The organism is Enterobacter sichuanensis, from assembly GCF_002939185.1.
Classification (GTDB): Bacteria; Pseudomonadota; Gammaproteobacteria; order Enterobacterales; family Enterobacteriaceae; genus Enterobacter; species Enterobacter sichuanensis.
This window is the reverse complement of the sequence record NZ_POVL01000014.1, coordinates 66,476-88,391: the sequence shown is the minus strand read 5'-3', so window position 1 is coordinate 88,391 and position 21,916 is coordinate 66,476. Positions and strand designations below refer to the sequence as shown.

Genomic DNA, 21,916 nt, shown 5'->3' with positions numbered 1-21,916 from the left:
CCTAAGTTTTCGAACTCATTTCTCATCCGGGGTGTGATCACTACGTTGAGGATAGAGGGCTTCATACCAAACCTATAAAACATAGGTCTCAGTTGATGCTCAAAAACCAGAGCACTTTAAAAATCCGTGTACACAAGGGTGTACCTAATGAAAAAACGCATTACATGAAATTCAGTAACCATGCGACTTAAGCCCACCTACTCAATAAACAGATTCAATATCGAGTAACCTTCCTCATCTCTGTTTAAAAGGCCGCTGGATGCAGTGGCCTTTTTCGTTTGGCATCAGAACATAAGAAATTACTGATCAGTTTTGATACACTCTCCGGCGTTTTAATTAAAAGATAAAATAGCGATCGGAAAAGTGAATGGCAAACATCAACTTAACATTAGAGGAAAGCAAAAGCCTCGCCGTTGACCGCGAATTCCGCCAGGATATCAACCTGCTGCGTGGCGTTGCCATTCTTTCCGTGGTGCTTTACCACTTCGCGCCTGCTCTGCTCCCGGGCGGGTTTGTTGGCGTGGATATCTTCTTTGTGATCTCTGGTTTTCTGATGACAAAAATTATATCCACCGGCCTCGAAAAGCGTTCGTTTAATCTTATAGAATTTTACGCTGCGCGTTCTAAACGCATCATCCCTGCATTGCTTATGCTGTGTATTATCATGGCGCTGGCGACCTTATTCTGGCTTCCGACAAATGAATACCGAAAACTCGGAAATTATATTGGCTATATTGTTATTTTTATATCCAATATAAAGTTAAAAAAAGAGTCCGGGGATTATTTTGCCACCGACTCGCATGAAAACTGGTTCCTGCATACATGGTCACTCTCGGTTGAATGGCAGTTTTATCTGGTATTACCCTTTATCATTATGGCGTTATATCCGTTCAGAAAATGGGTTAATACCGGCTTATGCCTGCTGGTACTCACGCTGGGCGCATTTTGGTTCAGCATGAGTGCCACAGTGAATGACGCTACCCGGTTTTATCTGATGCCCTATCGCGCCTGGGAAATGCTCTGCGGCGGCCTCGTCTGGTATGGGGCAAACCGTTTAATCCTCCCCAGTGCATTGCGCACAATAACGACGCTGCTGGGATATACGCTCATCGCGGCTTCTGTTTTTTGTATTAGCGCTGAAAACGCCTGGCCTGGCGGACTAACCCTGCTGCCCATCCTCGGTACCATGCTGGTCATCTACAGCAACGACAGTTCACTGATTAGCCTTGCAGACCGCAATCTTCGCTGGGTGGGTTTAAGTTCTTATTCAGTCTATTTGTGGCACTGGCCTGTTGCGGTATATCTCATTTATGCCGGGCAGCAGCACAACGGACTCTGGGTGGTCGGTGCCATTGCCCTCTCTTTTTTACTCGGATGGATCTCATGGGTATTGATTGAGCAACCCGCCAAACGCTTTTTAAACCAGCGAAGCATTGCCGCATTCTGGATAATTCTTTTTAGCAGTGTCGGGGCAGCCTGGGGATATAGCTATCTGGTTAAAAACGACATGATTGCCAGCCGTCCTGATGCGCAGGTCGATCGAATAGCCGCCGAAGCGAACAATAAAAACTATGCCGCCGACCCAAAAACGCACATGAGTTTTTACGGTACCGGAACACCGGCAGCCATCATTATTGGCGACAGCCACGCCGAAGCCGCGGCCACTGCCCTCGCTGCAGCCGCCGCGGATCGTGGTTCTGTGGTCGGCATAACCTATTCCGGTTGCCCTACGCTGGCAGATGCCACGCTGCTTGAAAGTAAACGCTGTGGCAAATTTAACCGTTCGCTGAGTGAAAAATTAAAAGCCTACCCGGCCAACGTCCCGGTTGTCATTGTTAACCGCCTGACTCACTATGCTGAGAAAAAGCAGGTGAAATTCAACACAGGCTCCCTGGACGATAAAGACTATTTACAGCAGTATGCGGACTCCATCGTAAAGATGGCCTGTACGCTTAATCGCGAACATCCGGTGGTGCTGGTCAATCCTGTTCCCGAAATGGATGTAAACGTGCCTCGTACGCTCTCCCATCGCTTAATGACGTCTAAAAAAGCGCAGGATATCTCCATTCCTCTGGCGGAGTATCAAAGTCGAAACAGCGCAATACTGCATGCGCAATCTCAGGCAGCAAAAACCTGCGGCGTGAGGGTACTGGACCCTACGCCTTATCTGTGCAGCGCTGGGCGGTGTATGGGAAGTAAAAACCTTGAACCGCACTATTTCGACGATAACCATCTCAGCGAGACGGGCAATAAAGCGCTTGTGCCAATGTTTCGTCAGATTTTCACTCAACGCCCCTGACTCATGAGAAAAAGTAATCTGTAAACACACAAAATAACGCCCAGAAAACGGCAAAAAAGCCTGCTTTAGGATTAGAATAAGTAGGCCTTGCTTGCTCACACAAAAAAAACTAAATAGTGACCTGCTGCACAAAACGCTACTCTGCCGCCCTACATGCTGGGGGAAGACATGCTGCTACATATTCTTTATCTCGTTGGGATCACGGCTGAAGCCATGACTGGGGCACTTGCCGCTGGTCGCCGTCGTATGGATACGTTTGGGGTGATCATTATTGCTACCGCCACAGCCCTGGGAGGCGGATCGGTACGCGATATCCTGCTGGGACATTATCCGCTTGGCTGGGTAAAAAACCCTGAATACATTGTTATTGTCGCGATTGCCGCCGTGCTGACCACCATCGTTGCGCCGGTTATGCCCCATCTTCGCCGTCTGTTTTTAGTCCTTGATGCTTTGGGTCTGGTGGTTTTCTCCATTATCGGGGCGCAAATCGCGCTGGATATGGGTGAAAGCCCGGTCATTGCCACTATCGCCGCGGTCGTAACGGGTGTATTTGGCGGCGTACTGCGCGATATGTTCTGCAAGCGTATTCCGCTGGTTTTTCAGAAAGAGCTTTACGCCGGAATATCCTTTGCCTCTGCCGTTCTGTATATCGCTTTACAACATTATGTTTCGAGCCATGATGTTGTGGTCATTGCCACGTTATTATTTGGCTTTACGGCCCGCTTGCTGGCGCTGCGCTTAAAGCTGGGATTGCCTGTTTTTCATTACACGCAGGACCCCCATTGAATTCTCAACAAAACCACAACAAAGTAGTAAAAAGCACTTTTTGTCATCTCATATTACCGGGGTAAACGCGATAAACTATCGCACCTTTGCCCCAATGATTTGCGTTAAACAATGTCTTTTGCCAAAACGTCAGCACTGATTATTAATAAAAAACTCAGCAGCCATTTTTTGATTTTGCTGCTCGTTTCCGTGCTGATTCAATTATGGCCAGTATTTTTAACGCAACCTGCCCGGTTCGCAGTGCGCATCGCGATTTGTAATGCGTTGTTACTGGTTTGCGCCGCTGCTGTCTATCGCTCGCTTCCCGGTAAGATCGTCGCATTCGTTTTAACTACCCTGCTCACGTTGAATTTTGCGATTGCCTACAGTACATGGAGCGTCTACCAGAGCGAATTTAATACCGTATTTGCGATGAGCATTCTCGGTACTCACGTCGCCGAAGTGAAAAGCATGTCGGGTTTATTCCTGAACTGTTTACCCGCCGTGGCGGCTTACTTTATTGTCACCTGGTATACAATCAAATCCGCTAGCGAGCATGCTTCTTACCGGGTGAAAGTTATCGGCTTCGTTCTGCTTGCCGTTTATTTAGGCTGGTACTCAACGGCAAACTGGCTAAAAAAACGCCACGACCTTGAAGTTTATTATCCGCTAAGCTCCCGAATTTTAACCAATACGCCGTTTTACACGGGTGCAGAGTTTATTATTGCCCATCGTGATAACGCGCTGGCGCAGAAAATTAGTCAGCACAGCGTCAATTATCCTGCCTTGCAGTATCAGGACACGGGCATCGAAAACTACGTTGTTATCGTGGGTGAATCCGCGCGTCGCAGCAATATGCAGCTCTACGGATTTAACCAGGATACCACGCCTGTGGAAGCCGGGCTGGCGAAGGACGCCCTCATTTTTAGCAATGCTATTGCCCCTGCGTCAGCCACGGTTCTTTCCGTGCCGATGATATTAAGTAAAGCGGATCCGGACCACTTCACCGCCGATAAGCTTGCTGACAATATCGTTAGCGTTGCTAAAAAAACGGGCTATCACACCGAATGGATTAGCGCCCAGGGTAATACTGGCAAAAGCAACAATTACATTGTGGCGATTGCCTCTGTCAGCCAGAAAGCCCAGTGGATTGACACGCGTTATGACACCGAGCTTTTACCTGCTCTGGATGAGGCGCTTAAAACCCCCGGCAAAAAATTAATTTTCCTGCATATTAACGGTAGCCATGAAATGGCCTGCGATCGGTATCCCGCATCCGCAAATATTCTGCATACCGGCAACAAATATGAAGATTGCTACAATAACGCGATTCTGTTCACCGACGCTTTCATTGGCGAAGTGGTTAAACGTCTGCAGGGAAGCGCGTCCTCTCTGCTCTATTTTTCAGACCATGGGCTGGAAAAAAACCCGCAGCTCAATTCCCTCTATATGCATGGCTCACGCAACCCAAGCAAAGAGGCTTACCAGGTCCCCCAGTTTATCTGGTACAGCCAGCAAGCCCTGAATGCCCAAAAAAGAGCAGTGGGATGGGTCCATGAACTGTGGCCAACAGCAAGCAATTATGAGTTGATGTTAACGTGGCTTGGCATCACAACGGGTGTTGATCAGTGCAGCTCAGTGCTTGAAGCGTGCTATCAGGCTCCCACACTGATTCCGGTGATAGATGGCGGCCGCCACATCTATGACTACGATCAGCTTCGCGATACCTTCAGTTCGCCAGACAGACATACCCCCTGGCGCAAAGCTAAAGCAAGCTCGCTCTAAAATCCTGGTACGCCCTGCTGGCCGAGCCACGAAGCCAGGCCAGCAACGCCAGGGTCGTGAATGAATGCGACAATTTTTCTCGCCTTCTCCTCGCCCGTTCCCGGCAAGGTTTGCCAGTCCTTTGCGTTACGTCCGCTCAGCTTTTGCCACGTTACGTCCCCCATTGCCTTCAGCGAAGCCTGCGTCAACGGAACACCTAACGCCATGAGCCAGCGGATAAACGGCTGCTCACGCACCAGATTAAACTGATGCCAGAGCGCCAGCCCGCGCGCTGAGGAAAACCCTGGTGTAGCCTGCAGTTGCGCCTGAGTTAATAACAGCCATGAAAAGAGATGTTCAAACTGATGCGCCTGCCAGAGCGTGCGCCAGCCTGACTCGCCTAACCCTTCAATGTTTAATATTTGCTTTGAACTAAGCCATGTCAGCCTGGCAAAGAACTGCTCCATACATTCAGGCGAAGCATAAAAGCAGCTCAGGGAATGAAAGCGCGTGGCGGGCGGTTCCGGCTTTTGTCGGTCCGTCCCACGCCAGACAACCTTATCAAACCTGGGGATCCCCTGCCCGGCAAGGCTCACCTGTATTTGATCGCCGGGAGCAATATCCAGCCTTTGCCAGCGCGCGACCGATCCCAGACTCACCCGCTGCACCTGCTTATCATCCAGTTGCACCGCTTCCAGCGTTGCCACTACGGAAATTTTGCCCGTTCGCCCAACGGTAAAACGAATATCTTTCACTTCCGCTACCTGGGCGGCAGGGGAATACTTCCATGCCACAACCCAGCTGCCTTCACCGGGTAGCCAGCTATCGCCAGGGGGAACATCCGAAGACCGCACCACAATGCCGTCCGTGGCAAAGGGTAATGCCGCGTTTTGCCAGGCCAGACGCTGCTTTTCAACAGCTTCAACCGTCTGTACGGGCACCGTGTAGCTCGCCGTCAGGGTAAATCCTGCCTGCGACAGCGCTGTCAGCGCGTTCTGCATCATCTGCGGCCCGTCCGGCCAGGCCCAGATAAAAACGCCAATCTGGTTCAGAGGCGCATTGTCCTTTTGTCGCATCATCGCGCCCGCTACCTTTGCACGGGCATTCATTCCGCCCATCTGCCGTTGAACATGGCCCTCACGCAACCAGAAAAGCTCCCCCTGTAAGACGCTGTTTGCCAGCTCGCCGGATACGTGCTTAGGCACGGACGGGATCAAACGCACTTGAGCCGTCCAGTCCTCACCTTTCAGACCATTGCCACGGCTGATGGCCTGAGCGAGCATTCCGTTGCGATAGACCAACGTCACTGCCACGCCGTCGACTTTTGGCTGCATCCAGAGAGAGGTTCGGCTGTGCATCCACTGAGCCAGCGCGTCTTTGCTGGCAACTTTACGAACCCCCGTATGCGCAACAGGATGTGTCACGCTTCCCGTCAGCGCAGGCAAGGTGTTTGCAGAAATATCGTTGCCAAAACAGCGCTGCCACTGGGTTAAGCGGGCGTTAAGCTGGTCATAAACCTCGTCATTAACCTCGCTCACGCCCTGCTTCCAGTAAGCGTCATCCCAGCGTTTGATTTGCGCGCTTAACGACGCGATCTCTTTTTCAGCTTTTGCCTGCGGCCACACCGGGCACACCGCCGCGCCATAGCCACACCACAATAGCATTAACCCGCTTATCCATCGCCACATCGCTATCCCTCCTTTACGTTGCAGGAGGTATACCGCGATGGCTAAAACAATGCTAACCACCTTGTTTCACTGTGCGAGGCGCTATCCAGTCTTTCTTTTTGTTGCTGAAAACCACAGATAAAACCTGAAAACGGCACGCAAAATTCAATAATCCAGGGGAAAAAGTGTGACAAAGGCTACGTCACAGGGCGGTGACGTGTATAATAAGCCCGTATGTAGGACTTCTTCGCTAACACATACAAAAGACTCTCATGGCTCAAGGCACGCTTTATATTGTTTCTGCCCCTAGTGGCGCGGGTAAATCCAGCCTTATTCAGGCACTGTTAAAAACCCAACCGTTGTACGACACACAGGTTTCTGTTTCTCACACCACGCGTAAACCGCGTCCGGGTGAAGTGCACGGTGAACACTATTTCTTTGTGGATCACGACGAGTTCAGAGCGATGATCGGCAGAGACGCGTTTCTTGAACATGCTGAAGTGTTCGGTAATTACTACGGCACCTCGCGTGAAACCATTGAGCAGGTTCTGGCCACGGGCGTGAATGTGTTCCTGGATATCGACTGGCAGGGCGCGCAGCAGATTCGCAAGAAAATGCCTGACTCGCGCAGTATCTTTATTTTACCGCCATCGAAAGATGAGCTGGATCGCCGCCTGCGTGGCCGCGGTCAGGACAGCGAAGAGGTGATCGCAAAGCGTATGGAACAGGCTGTTGCAGAAATGAGCCATTACGCGGAATATGATTACCTTATTGTGAATGATGATTTTGATGCCGCACTGAGCGATCTCAAAACCATCCTTCGCGCAGAACGTCTGCGTATGAGCCGCCAGAAGCAGCGACATGACGCATTAATCACCAAACTGTTGGCAGACTGAACCCACTTTCAGTATCATGCCCAGTCATTTCTTCACCTGTGGAGCATTTTAAGTATGGCACGCGTAACTGTTCAGGACGCTGTAGAGAAAATTGGTAACCGTTTTGACCTGGTGCTGGTCGCCGCGCGTCGCGCTCGTCAGATGCAGGTAGGCGGTAAAGATCCGCTGGTACCGGAAGAAAACGATAAAACCACCGTTATTGCACTTCGCGAAATCGAAGAAGGTCTGATTAACAACCAGATCCTCGACGTGCGTGAGCGCCAGGAGCAGCAAGAGCAGGAAGCCGCAGAACTGCAGGCCGTAACCGCTATTGCTGAAGGTCGTCGTTAATTAAACCTGCGGGTCGCCCTTGTATCTGTTTGAAAGCCTGAATCAACTGATTCAAACCTACCTGCCTGAAGACCAGATTAAGCGTCTTCAGCAGGCGTATCTCGTTGCACGTGACGCTCACGAGGGCCAGACACGTTCAAGCGGTGAACCCTACATCACGCACCCGGTAGCGGTGGCCTGTATTCTGGCCGAGATGAAACTCGACTACGAAACGCTGATGGCCGCGCTGCTGCACGACGTGATAGAAGATACCCCAGCCACTTACCAGGACATGGAGCAGCTGTTTGGCAAAAGCGTTGCCGAACTGGTGGAAGGGGTCTCTAAGCTTGATAAGCTGAATTTCCGCGACAAGAAAGAGGCGCAAGCCGAAAACTTCCGCAAGATGATTATGGCGATGGTGCAGGATATCCGCGTCATTCTCATCAAACTCGCTGACCGTACCCACAACATGCGCACGCTGGGCTCACTTCGCCCGGACAAACGTCGCCGCATTGCCCGTGAAACCCTCGAAATCTACAGCCCGCTGGCGCACCGTTTAGGTATTCATCACATTAAAACCGAGCTGGAAGAGCTGGGTTTTGAAGCATTGTACCCGAACCGCTATCGCGTGATTAAAGAGGTGGTAAAAGCCGCTCGCGGTAACCGTAAAGAGATGATTCAGAAGATCCTCTCTGAAATTGACGGGCGCTTGCAGGAAGCGGGGATCCCGTGCCGGGTCAGCGGTCGCGAAAAACATCTTTACTCCATCTACTGCAAAATGGTGCTCAAAGAGCAGCGTTTTCACTCGATCATGGATATCTACGCGTTCCGCGTGATCGTCCACGACGCCGACACCTGCTATCGCGTGCTGGGGCAGATGCACAGCCTGTATAAACCGCGTCCGGGTCGTATGAAAGATTACATCGCCATTCCAAAAGCGAACGGCTATCAATCTTTGCACACCTCGATGATCGGGCCACACGGCGTACCGGTTGAAGTGCAAATTCGCACAGAAGACATGGACCAGATGGCGGAGATGGGTGTAGCCGCACACTGGGCCTATAAAGAGCACGGTGGCGAGAGCAGCACGACCGCACAAATCCGCGCCCAGCGCTGGATGCAGAGCCTGCTGGAGCTGCAGCAGAGTGCGGGCAGCTCGTTTGAATTTATCGAGAGCGTGAAATCCGATCTCTTCCCGGATGAGATTTACGTTTTCACCCCAGAAGGTCGCATTGTCGAACTGCCTGCGGGCGCGACGCCGGTCGACTTCGCGTATGCCGTGCACACCGATATCGGTCATGCCTGCGTGGGCGCGCGCGTCGACAGACAACCTTATCCGCTGTCTCAGCCGCTCGCCAGCGGCCAGACGGTGGAAATCATTACCGCGCCGGGTGCACGTCCGAACGCGGCCTGGCTGAACTTTGTCGTGAGCTCCAAAGCGCGCGCCAAAATTCGCCAGCTGCTGAAAAACCTCAAGCGTGATGATTCCGTAAGCCTCGGGCGTCGTCTTCTCAACCACGCGTTGGGCGGCAGCCGCAAGCTGGCCGAAATCCCGCAGGAGAACATCCAGCGTGAGCTGGAGCGCATGAAGCTCGCCTCCCTTGACGATCTGCTGGCAGAAATCGGCCTCGGCAACGCCATGAGCGTAGTGGTGGCGAAGAACCTGCAGCAAGGCGACACGACAGCCGTGCCTGCAACAACTCAAAGCCACGGACACCTGCCGATTAAAGGCGCGGACGGCGTGCTTATCACCTTCGCAAAATGTTGCCGTCCCATCCCTGGCGACCCGATTATTGCGCACGTCAGCCCCGGTAAAGGGCTGGTTATCCACCATGAATCCTGTCGTAACATCCGCGGCTATCAAAAAGAAGCCGAGAAGTTTATGGCGGTCGAGTGGGATAAAGAGACCGCGCAGGAATTTATCACCGAAATTAAGGTGGATATGTTCAACCACCAGGGTGCCCTGGCGAACCTGACGGCAGCGATCAACACGGCCTCTTCCAATATTCAAAGCCTGAACACGGAAGAAAAAGATGGCCGCGTGTACAGCGCCTTTATTCGTCTGACCGCCCGCGACCGCGTGCATCTGGCGAATATTATGCGCAAGATCCGCGTCATGCCGGACGTGATTAAAGTCACCCGTAACCGAAACTAGTGGCATGAATTCACAACGTTACGCGCGGATATGCGAAATGCTCGCCAGGCGTCAGCCTGACCTGACGGTCTGCATGGAGCAGGTCCATAAACCGCATAACGTCTCTGCTATCGTCCGTACCGCAGATGCCGTCGGCGTGCATGAAGTGCATGCCGTCTGGCCAGGTCACCGGATGCGAACCATGGTTTCTGCGGCGGCAGGCAGCAACAGTTGGGTGTCCGTCAAATCTCACCAGACGATTGGCGATGCCGTCTCGCACCTGAAAGGGCGCGGTATGCAGATCCTTGCCACCAACCTGTCCGCTAAAGCCGTGGATTTCCGTGAGATCGACTACACCCGCCCGACCTGTATTCTGATGGGCCAGGAGAAAACCGGGATCACCCAGGAAGCGCTGGATCTGGCAGATCGGGACATCATCATTCCGATGATCGGCATGGTGCAGTCCCTGAACGTCTCCGTGGCCTCCGCGCTCATTCTGTATGAGGCGCAGCGCCAGCGTCAGAACGCCGGGATGTACGAGCGCAGCAACAGCATGCTGCCGGAAGATGAACAGCAGCGCCTGCTGTTTGAAGGTGGTTATCCGGTGCTGGCTCGCGTTGCGAAGCAGAAAAAATTGCCTTACCCCCACGTCAACGCGCAGGGCGAGATCGAAGCCGATGCCGGGTGGTGGGCCACCATGCAGTACGCAGGGTAACCGATGAAAGGCCGCCTGCTGGATGCCATCCCGCTCAACAGCCTGACGGGCGTGGGCGCGGCGCAAAGCAATAAGCTGGCTAAAATCGGCCTGCACACGGTGCAGGATCTCCTGCTCCACCTTCCCCTGCGTTATGAAGACCGCACCCAGCTGTACAAAATTGGCGATCTGCTGCCCGCCATTTATGCCACCGTTGAAGGCGAAATCCTGAACTGCAACATCACCTTCGGCGGACGCCGGATGATGACCTGCCAGATAAGCGACGGCACCGGCATTCTCACCATGCGATTTTTCAACTTCAGCGCGGCAATGAAGAACAGCCTGGCAACGGGCCGCAGGGTGCTGGCCTATGGCGAAGCCAAACGCGGGAAATACGGCGCAGAGATGATCCACCCGGAGTACCGCGTTCAGGGCGATCTCAGCACGCCGGAGATGCAGGAGACGCTCACCCCGGTTTACCCGACGACCGAAGGCATCAAGCAGGCGACGCTGCGTAAGCTGACCGATCAGGCGCTGGAGCTGCTGGATACCTGCGCCATTACCGAGTTGCTGCCACCCGAGCTGGCGCAGGGGATGATGAGTTTGCCCGAGGCGCTGCGTACCCTGCACCGTCCGCCGCCAACGCTGCAGCTCAGCGATTTAGAAAGCGGCAAACACCCTGCCCAACAGCGTCTTATCCTTGAGGAATTACTGGCCCATAACCTGAGCATGCTGGCGCTTCGCGCCGGCGCGCAGCGTTTCCATGCTCAGCCGTTAAGCCCGCGTGATGAGCTCAAGGATAAGCTGCTGGCCTCGCTGCCGTTTAAACCCACCGGCGCACAGGCGCGCGTCACCGCCGAGATTGAACGCGATATGGCGCTCGACGTACCGATGATGCGCCTGGTGCAGGGTGATGTGGGATCCGGTAAAACGCTGGTTGCCGCTCTGGCCGCCCTGCGCGCGATTGCCCATGGCAAACAGGTGGCGCTGATGGCACCGACCGAACTGCTGGCCGAACAGCACGCGAACAATTTCCGCGCCTGGTTTGCGCCGCTGGGCATTGAAGTGGGCTGGCTTGCCGGGAAGCAAAAAGGCAAAGCGCGCCTTGCGCAACAGGAGGCGATTGCCAGCGGTCAGGTACACATGATTGTTGGCACCCACGCCATCTTCCAGGAGCAGGTGCAGTTTAACGGCCTTGCGCTGGTGATTATCGATGAACAGCACCGCTTTGGCGTGCATCAGCGTCTGGCCCTGTGGGAAAAAGGGCTGCAGCAGGGTTTCCACCCGCATCAGCTGATCATGACCGCCACGCCCATTCCGCGCACCCTGGCGATGACGGCTTACGCCGATCTGGATACCTCCACCATCGACGAACTGCCGCCGGGTCGTACGCCGGTGACGACGGTCGCCATTCCTGATACGCGTCGCAGCGATATCATCGACCGCGTGCGCAATGCCTGTACGCATGAAGGACGTCAGGCCTACTGGGTGTGTACGCTGATTGAAGAGTCTGAACTGCTGGAAGCGCAGGCTGCAGAAGCCACGTGGGAAGAGTTAAAGCTGGCGCTGCCGGAACTGAACGTGGGTCTGGTTCACGGGCGAATGAAGCCTGCTGAAAAACAGGCGGTGATGCAGTCGTTTAAGCAGGGGGAACTGCATTTACTGGTTGCAACAACGGTCATTGAAGTGGGCGTGGACGTGCCAAACTCCAGCCTGATGATCATCGAGAACCCGGAGCGTCTGGGCCTTGCCCAGCTCCACCAGCTCCGCGGGCGCGTTGGCCGCGGCGCGGTGGCGTCCCACTGCGTCCTGCTCTACAAAGCCCCGCTCTCGAAAACCGCCCAGATGCGGTTGCAGGTGTTGCGCGACAGCAACGACGGTTTTGTGATTGCGCAAAAAGACCTGGAGATCCGTGGCCCGGGTGAACTGCTGGGCACCCGCCAGACGGGGAACGCGGAGTTCAAAGTCGCGGACCTGCTGCGCGATCAGGCCATGATCCCAGAAGTTCAGCGCCTCGCCCGCCATATTCATGAACGCTACCCCGAACAGGCGGCAGCGTTAATTGAACGCTGGATGCCGGAAACCGAACGCTACTCCAACGCCTGACTTCAGGCGAACATCGGCAACATCAGGTACAGCTTAATCACCAGCGCGTTGACGATATCAATAAAGAATGCCCCGACCATCGGGACCACCAGAAACGCCATGTGCGATGGCCCGAATCGCTCGGTGATCGCCTGCATGTTGGCGATTGCCGTTGGCGTTGCCCCGAGCCCAAACCCGCAGTGACCCGCCGCCAGCACCGCCGCATCGTAGTTTTTACCCATCATGCGCCAGGTGACGAACATGGCATAGAGCGCCATAAACAGGGCCTGCACCGCCAGAATGGCCACCATCGGCAGCGCCAACGAGGCCAGCTCCCACAGCTTGAGGCTCATCAGCGCCATCGCCAGGAACAGCGACAGGCAGACGTTGCCGAGCACCGAGACCGCCCGTTCAAACACGCGGTAGAAGCCCATCAGCGCCAGACCGTTGCTGAGGATCACCCCGATAAACAGCACGCAGACAAACGTCGGCAGCTCAAACGCGGAGCCCGCCAGCCCTTGCGCAACCACTTTGCCCACGGTCAGGCAGATGGCAATCATCGCGATGGTTTCAATCAACACCAGTGAGGTAATGCTGCGCCCGACGTCCGGCTTCTCAAAGGCGGTCGGGACCAGCTCATCGTCCGGTCTGCCGTCCGGCGTGGTGGAGTGCTTCACCAGATAACGCGCCACCGGGCCGCCAATCAGGCCCCCCAGCACCAGGCCAAAGGTGGCACAGGCCATCGCCACTTCCGTCGCATTTTCAAAGCCATAGCGCTCGATAAACAATTTACTCCACGCCGCCCCGGTGCCGTGGCCGCCAGACAGCGTAATTGACCCTGCCAGCAGCCCCATCAGCGGATCCAGCCCCAGCAGCGTCGCCATCCCGATACCGATGGCGTTTTGCATCAGCAGCAGCCCGACCACCACAATCAAAAATACGCCGAGCACTTTACCGCCCGCCCGCAGGCTCGCCAGGTTGGCATTGAGGCCGATGGTGGCAAAAAAGGCCAGCATCAGCGGATCTTTCAGGGACATATCAAAATCGATTTCCCAGCCCATGCTTTTTTTCAGCACCAGCAGGGCCAGCGCCACCAGCAGGCCGCCGGCGACAGGTTCAGGGATGGTGTATTTCTTCAGAAGGGAAACGCTATGTACCAGCTTACGACCAAGCAGCAAGACCAGCGTTGCGGCAACAAGGGTCGACAACGTATCAAGATGAATCATAGAAGGCTCCTGTTTTGCGCGTGTTCCATACACACGCGGCGTTATCCTGGGCCGGTTTGCGCTCTTCATGAGCTCCCGGCGCAAAAAGTGTAATTTTTTTTCCTTCTCGGATGTAGAAAACCTGCTCACAGCGGCAGATTTTCTTGTCTTTTTTTGCTGGCAATCGTTTGCTTTTACCAGGTGGTCAGATAAAATGCCCGCTTTTCCACCGTGGGATTGCCGCCGATGTCCGTTAACACCATAGAGTCGCCTGATGCGCAACCGATTGCGCAGAAGCAAAATAGCGAACTGATTTACCGCCTTGAAGACCGCCCGCCGCTGCCGCAGACGCTTTTCGCTGCCTGCCAGCATCTTCTGGCGATGTTTGTTGCGGTGATCACCCCGGCGCTGCTGATTTGTCAGGCGCTCGGCTTACCGGCGCAGGATACGCAGCACATCATCAGCATGTCTCTCTTCGCCTCCGGCGTGGCCTCGATTATTCAGATTAAAGCGTGGGGTCCGGTGGGGTCGGGATTACTGTCGATTCAGGGCACCAGCTTTAACTTTGTGGCGCCGCTGATCATGGGAGGTACAGCCCTGAAAACCGGCGGTGCGGATGTCCCGACCATGATGGCGGCGCTGTTTGGCACCCTGATGCTGGCAAGCTGCACGGAGATGGTGATCTCCCGCGTGCTGCATCTGGCGCGTCGCGTCATCACGCCGCTGGTTTCCGGCGTGGTGGTAATGATTATCGGCCTGTCACTGATTCAGGTGGGCCTCACCTCCATTGGCGGCGGTTATGCCGCAATGAGCGACCACACCTTTGGCGCACCAAAAAACCTGCTGCTGGCGGGCGTCGTACTGGCCATCATTATTCTGCTTAACCGTCAGCGTAACCCTTACCTGCGCGTCGCCTCGCTGGTAATCGCCATGGCGGCGGGCTATCTGCTGGCGTGGGCGCTGGGCATGCTGCCGGAGAACACCGCGCCAGCCAACAGCGCGCTGATCACCGTCCCGACACCGCTCTACTACGGCCTGGGCATCGACTGGGGTCTGCTCCTGCCACTGATGCTGGTCTTTATGATTACCTCTCTGGAGACCATCGGCGATATCACCGCCACCTCCGATGTCTCCGAACAGCCAGTTTCCGGCCCGCTGTATATGAAACGTCTGAAGGGCGGCGTGCTGGCGAACGGCCTGAACTCGTTTGTCTCCGCGGTGTTCAACACTTTCCCGAACTCCTGCTTCGGCCAGAACAATGGCGTGATCCAGCTGACCGGCGTGGCCAGCCGCTACGTCGGCTTCGTGGTGGCGCTGATGCTGATCGTTCTCGGCCTGTTCCCGGCAGTCAGTGGCTTTGTGCAGCACATCCCTGAGCCGGTGCTGGGTGGCGCGACGCTGGTGATGTTCGGGACTATCGCGGCTTCCGGCGTGCGCATCGTCTCCCGTGAGCCACTGAACCGTCGCGCGATCATGATTATTGCCCTGTCGCTGGCCGTCGGTCTGGGCGTTTCTCAGCAGCCGCTGATCCTGCAGTTTGCCCCTGACTGGGTGAAAAACCTGCTCTCTTCCGGCATTGCTGCGGGCGGTATCACCGCTATCGTGCTGAACCTCGTTTTCCCGCCTGAGAAAAACTGATCGTCCTCACGGCAGGCTGTCAATGCCTGCCGTGACATCTCTTTACACCATTCCCGCCTTGAGGATTGCTCATAAATCGTGCATAACTCCTCTATGTGCGTTTTGCGGGATGGAAGACCATGAAATTTATTGGAAAGCTGCTCGTCTATCTTCTGGTAGCCCTGCTCATTGTGCTGCTGGCGCTCTATATTCTGCTCCAGACCCGCTGGGGCGCGACTCAGGTCAGCAGCTGGGTGACGGTGAATACCGACTACGAACTCAGTTTCGACAAGATGAACCACCGCTTTTCATCGCCTTCTCACATCATTCTGGAAAACGTCACCTTTGGTCGGGACGGTAAACCCGCCACCCTGGTTGCCAAAAAAGTCGATATTGGCCTGAGCAGCCGCCAGCTCACCGATCCGTTGCATATGGACACCATCACCCTGTTCGACGGTACGCTGAATCTCTCCCCGCAAACCGCACCGCTGCCCTTCCAGGCGGACCGTCTGCAACTGAACAATATGGCTTTTAACAGCCCCAATACCGAATGGGACCTGAGCGCGCAGAAGGTGACGGGGGGCGTCAGCCCGTGGCAGCCGGAAGCGGGCAACGTGCTGGGTAAAAGCGCGCAGATCCAGATGAGCGCCGGCTCGCTGACCCTTAACGGCGTGCCGGCCACCAACGTGTTGATCGAGGGCCAGCTTAACGGCAAAGAAGTGGTGCTCAGCACCATTGGTGCCGATATGGCCCGCGGCTCACTCACCGGCTCCGCCCTGCGCAACGCCGACGGCAGCTGGATTATCGACACCCTGCGTCTGAACGAGATCCGTCTGCAGAGCGATAAAACGCTGATGGCGTTCTTCGCCCCGCTGACCACCATCCCTTCTCTGCAGATTGGTCGTCTGGATGTTACCGATGCCCGGCTGCAGGGCCCGGACTGGGCGGTAACGGACCTGGATTTAAGCCTGCGCAACCTGACGCTGAGCAAAGGCGACTGGCAGAGCCAGGAAGGCCGCCTGTCCATGAACGCCAGCGAGTTCATCTACGGCTCTCTGCATCTCTTCGACCCGATCCTCAATGCGGAATTCTCCCCGCAGGGCGTGGCGCTACGCCAGTTCACCTCCCGCTGGGAAGGCGGCATGGTGCGAACCTCCGGTAACTGGCTGCGCGACGGCAAAGCGCTGGTGCTGAACGACGTCGCCATCGCCGGGCTGGAGTACACTCTGCCGCAGAACTGGAAAACGCTGTGGATGGCGCCACTGCCGGAATGGCTGAACAGCGTCACGCTGCAAAAATTCGGCCTGAGCCGCAACCTGGTAATCGACATCGATCCTGCCTTTCCGTGGCAGATCACCTCTCTGGATGGCTATGGCGCAAACCTGCAGCTGGTAAAAGATCGCCAGTGGGGCGTCTGGGGCGGCAGCGTAACCCTCAACGGCGCGGCGGCCACCTTTAACCGTGTGGACGTACGTCGTCCGTCGCTGGCGCTAAACGCTAACGCCGCCACGGTGAATATTACTGACCTGAGCGCGTTTACCGAGAAAGGGATACTTGAGGCGACCGCGACGGTTTCACAACTTCCCCAGCGACAGACGACCGTGAGCCTGAACGGACGCGGCGTGCCGCTCAACATCCTGCAGCAGTGGGGCTGGCCGGCGCTGCCGATTGCGGGCGACGGCAATGTTCAGCTCACCGCCAGCGGCAGCGTGCAGGCCAGTGCGCCCTTAAAGCCGACGGTCAACGGCAAGCTGAATGCGGTGAATATGGATAAACAGCAGGTGCAGCAGACCATGACGGGTGGTGTAGTTTCAACACCGGTGCAATAAACAAGCCGGGTGGCGGCTATGCCTTACCCGGCCTACTCGATCCCGTAGGCCCGGTAAGCGAAGCGCCACCGGGCATTTTTACGGCTCAGAAGTAAACCACCACCTCATCCCCCTGGGCTTTCACCACCACGCCCCACTCGCTTCCCGCCGGTGAACCGCCTTTCACGCCGCTCACCTCCGGCACGTTGCGCAAGCAGACCGACCAGTTTCGCGCGTCACCCGCACCGGTAAAGGTCACGGTGTCGCCCTGACGTGATGCCTTCAGCGTAAACGCCACTGAACCGTCCGTCGCAGGTACCTCGCTCACTGCCGTGATGCCATCGCCCAGGTTAAACAGCTGGAAAGCTGTCCCCTCATTCCACGCATAGTCCGGCTTCTGCTTATTGTTGCCCAGCGCCAGCAGGGTATTGTCGCGCACGTAAACCGGCAGGCTCATGAAGCCATGCTGCTGTTTATGCCAGCGGCTGCCCTCGATTTCATCGTTATGCCACAGGTGCGTCCACCGTCCTTGCGGCAGGTAGAACTGCACGTCACCCGTCTCAGAGAAGACGGGCGCGACCATCATCGCATCCCCCAGCATGTACTGACGGTCGAGGTAATCACACGCCGGATCGTCCGGGAACTCCAGCATCATCGCCCGCAGCATCGGCGTGCCGAACTCGCGGGCCAGCGCCGCCTGACGATACAGATAAGGCATAAGCTGGCATTTCACCTCGGTGAAGTGGCGTACCACGTCGCAAGACTCGTCATCGTACGCCCACGGCACGCGGTAGGATTTGCTGCCGTGCAGGCGGCTGTGGCTGGAGAAGAGGCCAAACGCACACCAGCGCTTGTAGACGTGCGCCGGGGCGGTGTTTTCGAACCCGCCGATATCGTGGCTCCAGAATCCGAAACCGGAGAGACCGATCGACAGCCCCCCGCGCAGGCTTTCCGCCATCGATTCGTAGTTGGCATAGCAATCGCCGCCCCAGTGAACCGGGAACTGCTGCGCGCCGACGGACGCGGAGCGGGCAAACAGTACCGCCTCTTCCTCACCCACCGTCTCTTTCAGCACATTCCACACCAGCTCGTTATAGATGAAGGCGTAGTGGTTGTGCATTTTCTGCGGATCGGATCCGTCAAACCACTGCACGTCCGTCGGGATACGCTCGCCAAAGTCGGTCTTGAAGCAATCGACGCCGATATCCACCAGGCCTTTCAGCTTGTCGGCATACCACCGGCACGCGTCCGGGTTGGTAAAGTCATAAATCGCCAGTCCTGGCTGCCATTTGTCCCATTGCCACACGCTGCCGTCCGGGCGCTTGAGCAGGTAACCTTTCTCTTTCAGTTCCTGGAAGACCGGTGACTTCTGGCCGATATAGGGGTTGATCCACACGCAGACCTTCAGTCCTTTCTCCTTCAGGCGGCGAATCATCCCTTGCGGGTCCGGGAAGGTCACCGGGTCCCATTCGAAGTCGCACCACTGGAAGGCCTTCATCCAGAAGCAGTCGAAGTGGAAGACGTGCAGGGGCAGGTCGCGCTCGGCCATGCCGTCGATAAAGCTATTTACCGTGGCTTCGTCGTAGTTGGTGGTAAACGAAGTGGTCAGCCACAGGCCGAACGACCACGCCGGCGGCAGCGCCGGACGCCCGGTGAAGCGGGTATAGCGGTTCAGCACCTCTTTCGGCGTCGGGCCGTCGATCACGAAATACTCCAGGTATTCCCCTTCAACGCTGAACTGCACTTTGGAGACTTTCTCCGAGCCAATTTCGAAAGAGACGTTTTCCGGATGGTTGACCAGCACACCGTAGCCGCGATTGGTCAGGTAGAACGGGATATTTTTGTAGGACTGCTCGGTGCTGGTGCCGCCGTCGCAGTTCCAGGTATCGACCCGCTGACCGTTGCGCACCAGGGCGGTAAAGCGCTCACCGAGACCGTAGACCGTTTCCCCCACGCCCAGATCCAGCCGTTCAAACACGTAATTGCGGTCGGTATGGGTGTCCTGCACGTAGCCGTTGTTTTTCAGCTGACTGCCGGTAATACGCTGACCGTTGCGCAGGAAATCCAGCGCCCAGAACTCGCCTTTGGTGACGCGCACGCTGATGTTGCCGCTCTTCAGCTCAGCAAACTCGGCATTGTTTTCAATCTCAACCTTCACTTCGTTCAGCACGTTGAGCGGGTAGTGCGGGCCTTTATCCTGCCTCCCCTGGAAGTGCTCTATGCGCACCCCGACAATCCCTTCCTGCGGTGCGAAAAGCCGGACGGTGAACATCAACGTATCAAGCTGCCAGGCGCGTTCCCGCACGTCGCGCGGCGCCACGTAGACCACCAGGTCATTGCCCTGCCGCTCCACGTCGAACACCTGCACCGGATATGTCACGTTCAGCCCCGGTTGAATAAGCCAGTTTCCATCACTGATTTTCATACTTTCGTCCTCCTGGTTCTGTAATCCTTTGCTGGCCGTCAGGCGCCAGCCGTGTGGCGACACGGGCACTGAGACCGGTTACAGAGGTTTTAAACCATTGTTTCAGGGGGGAGTATTGCGTTTTCTGGTTAGCAAATTACGTTTCTTGTTTTTTGTGATCGGGGTAAATGTTGGGGACACCCAGGGCTAACATGAGGATTTTCTTAAGAATTAACTGAAATGGGGGTATTCAGGTCAAAAGAGAGGTGAAAAAAGTGTGTCGGGGTATGTGGTAAATGCCTGAAAGTAGCTATAATGCGCCCCGCCTCCATGTAGCAATGCAGGCGCGGAAGATCGTCATCTCCGGTGAGGTGGCTGGACTTCAAATCCAGTTGGGGACGCCAGCGTTCCCGGGCAGGTTCGACTCCTGTGATCTTCCGCCAAAATTGTCATCCGCCTCAGTAATAAATAACTTCACTTGTAAATAGATTCTTTCATTTCAGCCATCTTATTTGAACATGATCACTTATTTATTAAAATATGAAGTGTTATCGTCTGACTTATTTAAAAAATTGAAGTGAACTGTAATGGAAAAAGCAACGTCGAGTTAGTTCACAAAAATTTAAAAGCAGATTTGGTTAGAAATATCTTTCTCATTTTTTAAAAACTTAACTGTAACATTTATTATGATGGGCAATGATAAGCTCTTAATATATATCCCTAACTTATCATTTATTGCCTTGTTCTTATAATAAATATTTTTGGTGGTTAATCCCCCATAAGTCTAAAACTCATCCTCAAACTGGATGTCCTTTATCGTGCTTCCGGTGCGATCAAATTTGGTTTCTTTTTCTCTTGCATGGATGAGTACAAACGGACGAAGGAAAAACTCATGCAGATAGAGAAAGGCCTTGCCGCGATTCAGAATCAACTTCCTGGAAAGCGCCTCGCAATTTCTTAATTGCGCGATCCGTTTGATATCCCTTCTTTGTCATACTCCTGCCACTAACAGCCTGGCTATTGATGACAGCCATTGCATTTATTAACTACAGCTTATATTATTTTTATAAGCTACAGCTTATCATGGACGAAGCATGTGGACGGTTCTGTTCGGAAAGGTATTCGAGCAATGGTTGCTTGCACAGGAAGAAGGATTACAGGATAAGGTGCTGGCAGATCTGCTAAATCTGCAAAACTATGGGCCACATCTTCCTCGTCCCTATGCAGATACGGTTAAAGGTTCAAGGTATAAACATATGAAAGAATTACGTATTCAATATGCTGGTCGGCCGATACGTGCTTTCTTCGCATTTGATCCTGTCCGTCAAGCCATTGTGCTTTGCGCGGATGATAAGAGTAACGACAAAGCCTTTTATGAAAAAATGATTCGCATTGCAGATGCCGAATTTTCTCTACATCTGACAAGCCTGGGGGCAGCCAAGTGAAAACCTTAAATGAAGTGATTGCGTCACGTTCACCGGAAAGCCAACAACGTATTAAAGAGATGGCAGAGGAAATGATCCTCGAAACGGGTCTGCAACTTTTACGTGAAGAGCTCAGGCTTTCGCAAAAAAATGTTGCCGACCTGATGGGGGTGAGCCAGCCCGCAGTGACACAGCTAGAGCAACGGGGAAATGAATTAAAAATTGCCACGCTTAAGCGCTACATTGAGGCAATGGGTGGGAAACTCCGTATCGACGTTGAACTTCCCACAGGAAAACGCGTTGCATTTCATATCTAACAAGCGTGATATCTGCGTTAATTTAGCATTCATTCACCCAACCGCATATGCAACAGCGGAAACGGATTCCCCTGCCCGTCCACTTCCGAGCGTCCGACCTGCTTAAACCCCATATGGCGATAAAATTCAACGCCCTGCGGGTTTTGCTCATTCACATCCACTTCATTCACGCCAAACTCTGCGATGGCATATTTCAGCAGTAATTTCCCGACGCCTTTTCCCCGGCTCGCATCGTCAACAAACAGCATTTCAATACGATTTTCATCCACGCCTAAAAAGCCATGAATTACGCCTGCGTCATCGCGAGCCATCACGACGGTGAGATTTGGCAGATAGGCGTTGAGCAGTAGCGGGCGCAGCGCCGCAATATCGCTTTCCTGCAAAAAGTGGTGGGTGGCGCGAACGGAGGATTCCCAGATGGCGACCAGACGTTCGAAGTGTGAGGGGTGTGCGGTTTCTATTTTCATGGGGAGATCATGTCTGGAAAACCAAACTCATTCAAGTCACTCTGTGCGGCCTGTTCCCCCT

The 21,916-nt window shown here is 54.7% G+C and carries 16 protein-coding genes and 1 tRNA gene; 13 read left to right on the top strand and 4 right to left on the bottom strand.

What is annotated here, in order from left to right:
- Positions 1–469 precede the first annotated feature (469 nt).
- The 3 genes from C5687_RS08825 (at position 470) to C5687_RS08815 (ending at position 4,849) form a co-directional block, all read left to right on the top strand.
- Positions 470–2,299: an acyltransferase family protein gene (locus tag C5687_RS08825; protein ID WP_238380458.1), complete on the top strand. Its 1,830-nt coding sequence runs from the start codon at positions 470–472 to the stop codon at positions 2,297–2,299.
- A gap of 168 nt (positions 2,300–2,467) precedes the next feature.
- Positions 2,468–3,085, top strand: a complete 618-nt coding sequence (locus C5687_RS08820) for a trimeric intracellular cation channel family protein (RefSeq protein ID WP_094918672.1) — start codon at positions 2,468–2,470, stop codon at positions 3,083–3,085.
- A 111-nt stretch (positions 3,086–3,196) separates the two neighbouring features.
- Positions 3,197–4,849 carry a phosphoethanolamine transferase gene (locus C5687_RS08815; RefSeq protein ID WP_047957439.1) on the top strand — a complete coding sequence of 551 codons (1,653 nt, stop codon included), beginning with the start codon at positions 3,197–3,199 and terminating at the stop codon, positions 4,847–4,849.
- On the opposite strand, the gene ligB is transcribed toward C5687_RS08815, so the two are convergent.
- Positions 4,846–6,516, bottom strand: a complete 1,671-nt coding sequence (gene ligB / locus C5687_RS08810; protein ID WP_104556755.1) for an NAD-dependent DNA ligase LigB — start codon at positions 6,514–6,516, stop codon at positions 4,846–4,848. The genes C5687_RS08815 and ligB overlap by 4 nt on opposite strands.
- Positions 6,517–6,767: 251 nt before the next feature.
- Between ligB and gmk the strand changes: the two genes are divergently transcribed.
- Genes gmk through recG form a run of 5 tightly spaced genes read left to right on the top strand, consistent with a single transcriptional unit; the run spans position 6,768 to position 12,634 of the window.
- Positions 6,768–7,391 carry a guanylate kinase gene (gene gmk, locus C5687_RS08805; RefSeq protein WP_025757029.1) on the top strand — a complete coding sequence of 208 codons (624 nt, stop codon included), beginning with the start codon at positions 6,768–6,770 and terminating at the stop codon, positions 7,389–7,391.
- 54 nt (positions 7,392–7,445) lie between these two features.
- Positions 7,446–7,721, top strand: coding sequence for a DNA-directed RNA polymerase subunit omega (gene rpoZ, locus C5687_RS08800; protein ID WP_000135058.1), 276 nt, complete (start codon positions 7,446–7,448; stop codon positions 7,719–7,721).
- 19 nt (positions 7,722–7,740) lie between these two features.
- On the top strand, positions 7,741–9,855 hold the full coding sequence (gene spoT / locus C5687_RS08795; RefSeq protein ID WP_025757028.1) for a bifunctional GTP diphosphokinase/guanosine-3',5'-bis pyrophosphate 3'-pyrophosphohydrolase: 2,115 nt from the start codon (positions 7,741–7,743) through the stop codon (positions 9,853–9,855).
- A gap of 4 nt (positions 9,856–9,859) precedes the next feature.
- Positions 9,860–10,549, top strand: a complete 690-nt coding sequence (gene trmH / locus C5687_RS24870) for a tRNA (guanosine(18)-2'-O)-methyltransferase TrmH (RefSeq protein WP_047957437.1) — start codon at positions 9,860–9,862, stop codon at positions 10,547–10,549.
- A gap of 3 nt (positions 10,550–10,552) precedes the next feature.
- Positions 10,553–12,634 carry an ATP-dependent DNA helicase RecG gene (gene recG, locus C5687_RS08790; RefSeq protein WP_047957436.1) on the top strand — a complete coding sequence of 694 codons (2,082 nt, stop codon included), beginning with the start codon at positions 10,553–10,555 and terminating at the stop codon, positions 12,632–12,634.
- Positions 12,635–12,636: 2 nt separating this feature from the next.
- Here the strand turns inward: recG and gltS are convergent, their stop codons facing one another.
- Positions 12,637–13,839 carry a sodium/glutamate symporter gene (gene gltS / locus C5687_RS08785; protein WP_025757025.1) on the bottom strand — a complete coding sequence of 401 codons (1,203 nt, stop codon included), beginning with the start codon at positions 13,837–13,839 and terminating at the stop codon, positions 12,637–12,639.
- A gap of 225 nt (positions 13,840–14,064) precedes the next feature.
- Between gltS and xanP the strand changes: the two genes are divergently transcribed.
- Together xanP and C5687_RS08775 are read left to right on the top strand one after the other, a co-directional pair.
- The gene (gene xanP, locus C5687_RS08780; protein WP_008502668.1) at positions 14,065–15,456 is read left to right on the top strand and encodes a xanthine/proton symporter XanP; all 1,392 of its coding nucleotides are present in this window, start codon (positions 14,065–14,067) and stop codon (positions 15,454–15,456) included.
- A gap of 119 nt (positions 15,457–15,575) precedes the next feature.
- Positions 15,576–17,264 (top strand): AsmA family protein, encoded by a 1,689-nt coding sequence (locus C5687_RS08775; RefSeq protein ID WP_104556754.1) that lies wholly within the window; start codon positions 15,576–15,578, stop codon positions 17,262–17,264.
- 85 nt (positions 17,265–17,349) lie between these two features.
- Here the strand turns inward: C5687_RS08775 and yicI are convergent, their stop codons facing one another.
- Complete coding sequence (gene yicI, locus C5687_RS08770; protein WP_104556753.1) at positions 17,350–19,668, bottom strand: alpha-xylosidase; 2,319 nt, start codon at positions 19,666–19,668, stop codon at positions 17,350–17,352.
- Positions 19,669–19,995: 327 nt separating this feature from the next.
- Between yicI and C5687_RS08765 the strand changes: the two genes are divergently transcribed.
- The 3 genes from C5687_RS08765 (at position 19,996) to C5687_RS08755 (ending at position 21,388) form a co-directional block, all read left to right on the top strand.
- Positions 19,996–20,090: transfer RNA gene (locus C5687_RS08765), tRNA-Sec, on the top strand.
- 651 nt (positions 20,091–20,741) lie between these two features.
- Positions 20,742–21,092: a type II toxin-antitoxin system RelE/ParE family toxin gene (locus tag C5687_RS08760; RefSeq protein ID WP_047957433.1), complete on the top strand. Its 351-nt coding sequence runs from the start codon at positions 20,742–20,744 to the stop codon at positions 21,090–21,092.
- Positions 21,089–21,388, top strand: coding sequence for a helix-turn-helix domain-containing protein (locus tag C5687_RS08755; RefSeq protein ID WP_025757021.1), 300 nt, complete (start codon positions 21,089–21,091; stop codon positions 21,386–21,388). Before C5687_RS08760 ends, C5687_RS08755 begins: the two co-directional genes overlap by 4 nt.
- A gap of 29 nt (positions 21,389–21,417) precedes the next feature.
- Here C5687_RS08755 and C5687_RS08750 read toward each other — a convergent pair whose 3' ends face one another.
- Complete coding sequence (locus tag C5687_RS08750; protein WP_059386620.1) at positions 21,418–21,855, bottom strand: acetyltransferase; 438 nt, start codon at positions 21,853–21,855, stop codon at positions 21,418–21,420.
- Positions 21,856–21,916 lie beyond the last annotated feature (61 nt).

Excerpts from the sequence above, each read along its gene's own strand:
- C5687_RS08820 (WP_094918672.1), top strand. The coding sequence starts at position 2,468 with ATGCTGCTACATATTCTTTATCTCGTTGGGATCACGGCTGAAGCCATG.
- C5687_RS08815 (WP_047957439.1), top strand. The coding sequence starts at position 3,197 with ATGTCTTTTGCCAAAACGTCAGCACTGATTATTAATAAAAAACTCAGC.
- ligB (WP_104556755.1), bottom strand. The coding sequence starts at position 6,516 with ATGTGGCGATGGATAAGCGGGTTAATGCTATTGTGGTGTGGCTATGGC.
- gmk (WP_025757029.1), top strand. The coding sequence starts at position 6,768 with ATGGCTCAAGGCACGCTTTATATTGTTTCTGCCCCTAGTGGCGCGGGT.
- rpoZ (WP_000135058.1), top strand. The coding sequence starts at position 7,446 with ATGGCACGCGTAACTGTTCAGGACGCTGTAGAGAAAATTGGTAACCGT.
- trmH (WP_047957437.1), top strand. The coding sequence starts at position 9,860 with ATGAATTCACAACGTTACGCGCGGATATGCGAAATGCTCGCCAGGCGT.
- recG (WP_047957436.1), top strand. The coding sequence starts at position 10,553 with ATGAAAGGCCGCCTGCTGGATGCCATCCCGCTCAACAGCCTGACGGGC.
- gltS (WP_025757025.1), bottom strand. The coding sequence starts at position 13,839 with ATGATTCATCTTGATACGTTGTCGACCCTTGTTGCCGCAACGCTGGTC.
- xanP (WP_008502668.1), top strand. The coding sequence starts at position 14,065 with ATGTCCGTTAACACCATAGAGTCGCCTGATGCGCAACCGATTGCGCAG.
- C5687_RS08775 (WP_104556754.1), top strand. The coding sequence starts at position 15,576 with ATGAAATTTATTGGAAAGCTGCTCGTCTATCTTCTGGTAGCCCTGCTC.
- yicI (WP_104556753.1), bottom strand. The coding sequence starts at position 19,668 with ATGAAAATCAGTGATGGAAACTGGCTTATTCAACCGGGGCTGAACGTG.
- C5687_RS08760 (WP_047957433.1), top strand. The coding sequence starts at position 20,742 with ATGTGGACGGTTCTGTTCGGAAAGGTATTCGAGCAATGGTTGCTTGCA.
- C5687_RS08750 (WP_059386620.1), bottom strand. The coding sequence starts at position 21,855 with ATGAAAATAGAAACCGCACACCCCTCACACTTCGAACGTCTGGTCGCC.